This is a genomic window from Arsenophonus endosymbiont of Bemisia tabaci Q2, assembly GCF_902713415.1.
Taxonomy (GTDB): Bacteria; Pseudomonadota; Gammaproteobacteria; order Enterobacterales; family Enterobacteriaceae; genus Arsenophonus.
Genome location: NZ_CACTIE010000146.1, coordinates 1 through 4,798, shown reverse-complemented (window position 1 = coordinate 4,798; position 4,798 = coordinate 1). Strand labels below are relative to the sequence as shown.

Annotated in this window: 2 protein-coding genes and 6 pseudogenes; 5 read left to right on the top strand and 3 right to left on the bottom strand. The window is 36.3% G+C overall.

Annotation, left to right across the window (positions count from 1 at the left end):
• The 4 genes and pseudogenes from nfi to ARSQ2_RS12940 form a co-directional block, all read left to right on the top strand.
• Positions 1-602: pseudogene (gene nfi / locus ARSQ2_RS08065) on the top strand (deoxyribonuclease V); the annotation flags it as partial.
• A gap of 74 nt (positions 603-676) precedes the next feature.
• Positions 677-1,265 (top strand): annotated as a pseudogene (locus tag ARSQ2_RS08060) (YjaG family protein).
• 197 nt (positions 1,266-1,462) lie between these two features.
• On the top strand, positions 1,463-1,759 hold the full coding sequence (locus tag ARSQ2_RS08055) for an HU family DNA-binding protein (protein WP_420837757.1): 297 nt from the start codon (positions 1,463-1,465) through the stop codon (positions 1,757-1,759).
• Between the two features lie 98 nt (positions 1,760-1,857).
• A pseudogene (locus tag ARSQ2_RS12940) lies at positions 1,858-2,147 on the top strand (DUF1481 domain-containing protein).
• A gap of 81 nt (positions 2,148-2,228) precedes the next feature.
• On the opposite strand, the gene ARSQ2_RS08045 reads toward ARSQ2_RS12940, so the two are convergent.
• Entirely contained in the window at positions 2,229-2,414 is a 186-nt protein-coding gene (locus tag ARSQ2_RS08045) for an IS630 transposase-related protein (RefSeq protein WP_181994972.1), read from the bottom strand.
• 97 nt (positions 2,415-2,511) lie between these two features.
• Here ARSQ2_RS08045 and ARSQ2_RS14885 point away from each other — a divergent pair.
• Positions 2,512-2,778 (top strand): annotated as a pseudogene (locus ARSQ2_RS14885) (DUF1481 domain-containing protein); the annotation flags it as partial.
• Between the two features lie 280 nt (positions 2,779-3,058).
• Here ARSQ2_RS14885 and purD read toward each other — a convergent pair.
• Both purD and purH read right to left on the bottom strand, forming a co-directional pair.
• A pseudogene (gene purD / locus ARSQ2_RS08035) lies at positions 3,059-4,173 on the bottom strand (phosphoribosylamine--glycine ligase); the annotation flags it as partial.
• A gap of 16 nt (positions 4,174-4,189) precedes the next feature.
• Positions 4,190-4,708 (bottom strand): annotated as a pseudogene (gene purH, locus ARSQ2_RS08030) (bifunctional phosphoribosylaminoimidazolecarboxamide formyltransferase/IMP cyclohydrolase); the annotation flags it as partial.
• Positions 4,709-4,798: the final 90 nt, after the last annotated feature.

The following is a 4,798-nucleotide window of genomic DNA, read 5'->3' as shown; positions in this document are numbered from 1 at the left end:
TTTCTACCCCTAATCTTACTGCTGGTGCTGATATTGGATTTGAAGAAAAAGGTACTATATAATGCGAGCCGAAATGGTTGTTATGCAGTGGCCTTCACTTGCTATTGTTGAATATCATATTGCCCATATACCGACTGAATTTCCTTATATTCCAGGTTTACTCTCTTTTCGAGAGTATTCTGCACTACTGGCGGTTTGGAAAAAAACTGCAACATAAACCTGATCTTATTATGGTTGATGGCCAAGGAATTGCCCATCCTCGTCGTTTTGGAGTAGCTAGTCATTTGGGTCTTTTATTAGATATTCCAACTATTGGTATAGTCAAAAGTCGTCTATGTGGTCACCATGAAGCTTTAGATGAAATAGTGGAAAGCCGGCAACCATTGAATGATAATAATGAGCAAATTCCTTGCGTGTTTCGTAGTAAAAAAAGATGTAAACCACTTTATATCTCACTTGGCCATAAAATCAGTTTAGATGCTTCACTATTATGGGTTAAGCATTGTATTAAAGGTTATCGTTTACCTGAACCTACTCGTTTGGTTAATGGAATCGCTTCTAATAGAGCGATTTTTAATCGAATGAAACAGAATTTGGCATAATTAAAGTTAAAATATGTGGAACCTGTTGATTTTCAAGTAAACTTCTGCGTAAAAGGTAAGTGAGTAGAAATTTGATGTTAAGAAACCCAATTCATTTGCGGTTGGCAAAATTAGATAGTTGGTGGCATATTACTTTCATGGCCTGTTTATGTGAGCGTATGTATCCTAATTATCAATTTTTTTTGTAAACAGACAAGCTTTTTAAATCCAATACGTTATCGTATTATTTTATATTTAATCTGGGAATCACTGATTATTAAAGAGAGTAAAATTAATTTTGATAATCAGTTGGAAAAGTTAGAGGAAGTTATTCCCGTCGTAAATGATTTTGATATATACGGACTTCATCCTGCTATTGATGCGTGTATTGCGTTAAGTGAAATAATTCATTCTTACTTAAGTGGGAAAACATTAGAAAGTGCTATTGAATTAAGTAAAATTTTGATTCGAACCATCGCAATATTTGAGATGACTCAGACAGGTAAAGAGTTGTCTGATGAAGAACTGAAAGAATTGCTTGCCATTGAAGAAGAATGGGGTATTCAATGGGAGATTTACCGTTTACTTGCCGCTTGTGAAGAGCGGGATGTAGCCCTGATTAAAGGATTAAAATCCGACCTCCGTGAAGTAGGGATCAGCAATATTGGCATTAAGGTTACCTAATTTCCGTGGAAAATGTTTAAAAGCGTGATTTGGTACTATAAATGCTGACTTTTAACGCTTCACATTCGCCTATACTATGCTCTACAGTGAAGGCGGAGAGAGGTACTTTCAGGACGTATATTAAGAATTAATAGGTTCTACATATCCAACGTACTCGATGCTATTCAAATGATAAACACAGTGTGTAAGAATAACTTATGAATAAAACTGTAAATAAAAACATGAATAAGGGTCATGTAATTGAATGTGTCGCGCAAAAGGAAAACTTGACTAAGATTCAAGCTAAAAGTGTGTTAAAAGCAGTCATTGAATGTATTACAGATGCATTGAAAGAAGGTGATCAAGTTCAATTCGTTTGTTTCGGTACTTTTAAGATTACTTATCGTGCAGCACGTACTGGCCGTAATCCTAAAACAAGTGCAGAACTCAAAATTGAAGCTGCTAATGTACCAGTATTTGTTGCTGGAAAATCACTGAAAGAAGCAGTTAAGTAATTCAGTTGTCAGAAAGAATATTCAGAGGGGGTATTAAACCCCTTTTATTGATTTGATATATCTTCATTTTACTTGGTGGTTTCACCAGTAAACCTAAAATGCCCGAATTTAGCGCAAGCAGATTTATTTCTGACGCCGGCGTCGTTAGGCTATGGCGCTTAAATGATCAAAAAAGCTACCCTGAAGTAATTGTTGCTGTATATAGCCCTTACCAAGGAAAAATACTACCATTACTTTCTTTGAGTATCGTCAAAATAAACTTTGGCAAATTCGGTATCAATCTTTTGACTATAAAAATAAACAGCAACAACAGCTAAGATTTGATCAAAATGACCATATTATTTTTATACAGCGCATAATATTATATAGCTGGGCGACTTTAAAATGATACAAGTCATTACTTTATATATATCAGTCAATTTATATTGGAGAAAAACATATATTTTGTAATCAAAATTAAGACGCTTAGCTATATCAACTCGGATTTATCGATTTTTCGCTGACGCGTAGTCGATGCTTTTGGCTCTATTTGATTAATCCAACGCGATACAGATACACAGCCAATGCGAAATTGCTTCGCTGTTTCTCGGATACTTAACCCTTCTTCTTCCATCGTAAATATCACTTTACGTTTAAAATCAATTGAATAGCTCATATAAATAATGTCATCAAAATTAAGTCGCTTAGCTATACATAATAACAAAATTCCTTTAACTAAGAATGATATTGTTCGCTGGTGATTTGAATCAGAGCGTTTAATTGAATTAAGCAACACACTTATTGCTGGTAATGTTCATCTTTACCAAGGTCATTGGCGTCAAGGACAAATTATAACTTGTAGTGGTGAAAAACGTGATACATCGTTTACCGTTCAACCTGAAAATTGGTTGTTGCAAAGAGCCAAGACTAGTTCAGATGACTTTCCTATTGCTTGGTTAGAAGCACCAGAAGGCAACGAGTTATTGCTCGTTGCCAATGAGAATTTCTGTCTATGGGGGCCAAAAAAAGAGAAACTTTAAATTTTTTATTTTAAACGAGCGAGTGCTCGATAACCAATATCATCCCGATAGAAACAACCCGTCCAGGATATTTTTTCTGCTTTGTGATAAGCTGCTTTTGGGCATCAAGAATTGTTTTTTCAAACACGGTAACACACAGTACACAGCGACCCCTAGTAATGACTTGGTTTTGTTTTATAGCTAAGCGACTTAATTTTGATTACAAAATATATGTTTTTCTCCAATATAAATTTACTGATATAAAGTAATTACTTGTAATCATTTTAAAGTCGCCCAGCTATAATTCTGTTCCGGCGTGAAAAACTTTACACATTTCTGCTGGGTTATCATTGATCCCTTCAATAATATCACCTTTACGATAATTGACCGGATAACTTTCAGCGACCATGACAACACTTAAGGCACAGCGTTCATCTCAACATGATGTTTTACCGGCTAATTCTCCTTTAGCGCCGGCTAGACAAAGTTCTACCAGATCAGATTGTAAGCGCATCATAATGGGTTGTGTTTCTGGATCACTAAATCGACAATTAAATTCAATAACTTTTGGATTTCCTTGTTTATCTATCATTAATCCGGCATATAAAAATCCTTGATATCGCGGATCTTCGAGGGGCATACTTTTTACCGTAGGATAAATAATTTGATCCATTACACGCTGATGAATAATGTCTGTGACAATCGGAGTAGGAGAATATACCCACATTCCACCTCTATTTGGCCCGCTATCATTATTACCAACACGCTTATGATCTTGGCTTGTTGCCATAGGGATGACATTTTCACCATCAACTATTACGATAAAACTGGCTTTTTCGCTGTAAAGAAACTCCTCAATAACAATACGATGACCGGCTTTGCCAAAGGCATTATACCGGCAAGCATATCATGGATAGCATTTTGGGCTTCTTCTAAAGTCATAGCAACAACCGCGTCTTTATCTTCGGCTAGCCCATCAGTTTTAATAACAATCGGGGCGCCCATTTTGTTTAAATAGGCGAGTGGGGGTTCGACTTCGGTAAAATTCTGGTAAGTGGCTGTCGGAATATGATGACGTATAAGAAAATCTTTCGTAAAAGCTTTAGAGCTTTCTAATTGTTCTGCTTTTTGACTGGGACCAAAGATCGTTAAACCGGCATGTTGAAAAGCATCAACAACGCCTAGAATTAAAGGGGTTTCTGGTCTAACGATCGTTAAACTAATATTATTATTTTTGGTAAAATCGACTAATCCAGTAATATCTGTTATTGAAATATTAATATTGGTTAGATTTTTTCTAGTGCAGTTCCGGCATTACCGGGTGCAACATAAACCTTGTCAGCGAGAGCTGATTGTGCTGCTTTCCATGCTAAAGTATGCTCACGACCCACCATTGCCGATAATTAAAATATTCATGTTATTGCTCCCTAAATTAATGGCGGAAATGGCGCATATCAGTAAAAATCATCGCAATATCATGTTTATTAGCTGCGGCTATGATCTCATCGTCACGAATTGAACCGCCTGGTTGAATAACACAGGTTATGCCAGCGGTAGCAGAATCAATACTATCTCGGAATGGAAAGAAAGCATCAAATGCTATTGCACATCCGACAAGATCTAAATTTTCGTCCTGCGCTTTTAATGCCCTTAATGCCGCGATTTTTGCTGAATAAACTCGGCTCATTTGTCCCGCACCAATACCGACTGTCATATTATTTTTGGCATAAACAATGGCATTGGCAACAGGTCAGAACACGCACATTCTGCTTGCTTGCAAGTATTGCGAGGGCAGCTTCAGTAACAGCAGGTGCAATAATGACTTCAACACAAATTGACGCTCAATAATTGTTTTAGCCGTATTTGCATCTAATTCACGATTAAATGCAATAATACCACCAAATGCAGAAGTTGGATAAGTTTTGAAAGCGTGATCGTAAGCCGCACAGATATAGCTAAGCGACTTAATTTTGATGACATTATTTATATGAGCTATTCAATTGATTTTAGACGTAAAGTGATATTTACGATGGAAGAAGAA

What these genes read in the sequence shown, in the direction of transcription:
- ARSQ2_RS08045 (WP_181994972.1), bottom strand. Translation starts at nt 2,414, where the DNA reads ATGAGCTATTCAATTGATTTTAAACGTAAAGTGATATTTACGATGGAA.
- ARSQ2_RS08055 (WP_420837757.1), top strand. Translation starts at nt 1,463, where the DNA reads ATGAATAAAACTGTAAATAAAAACATGAATAAGGGTCATGTAATTGAA.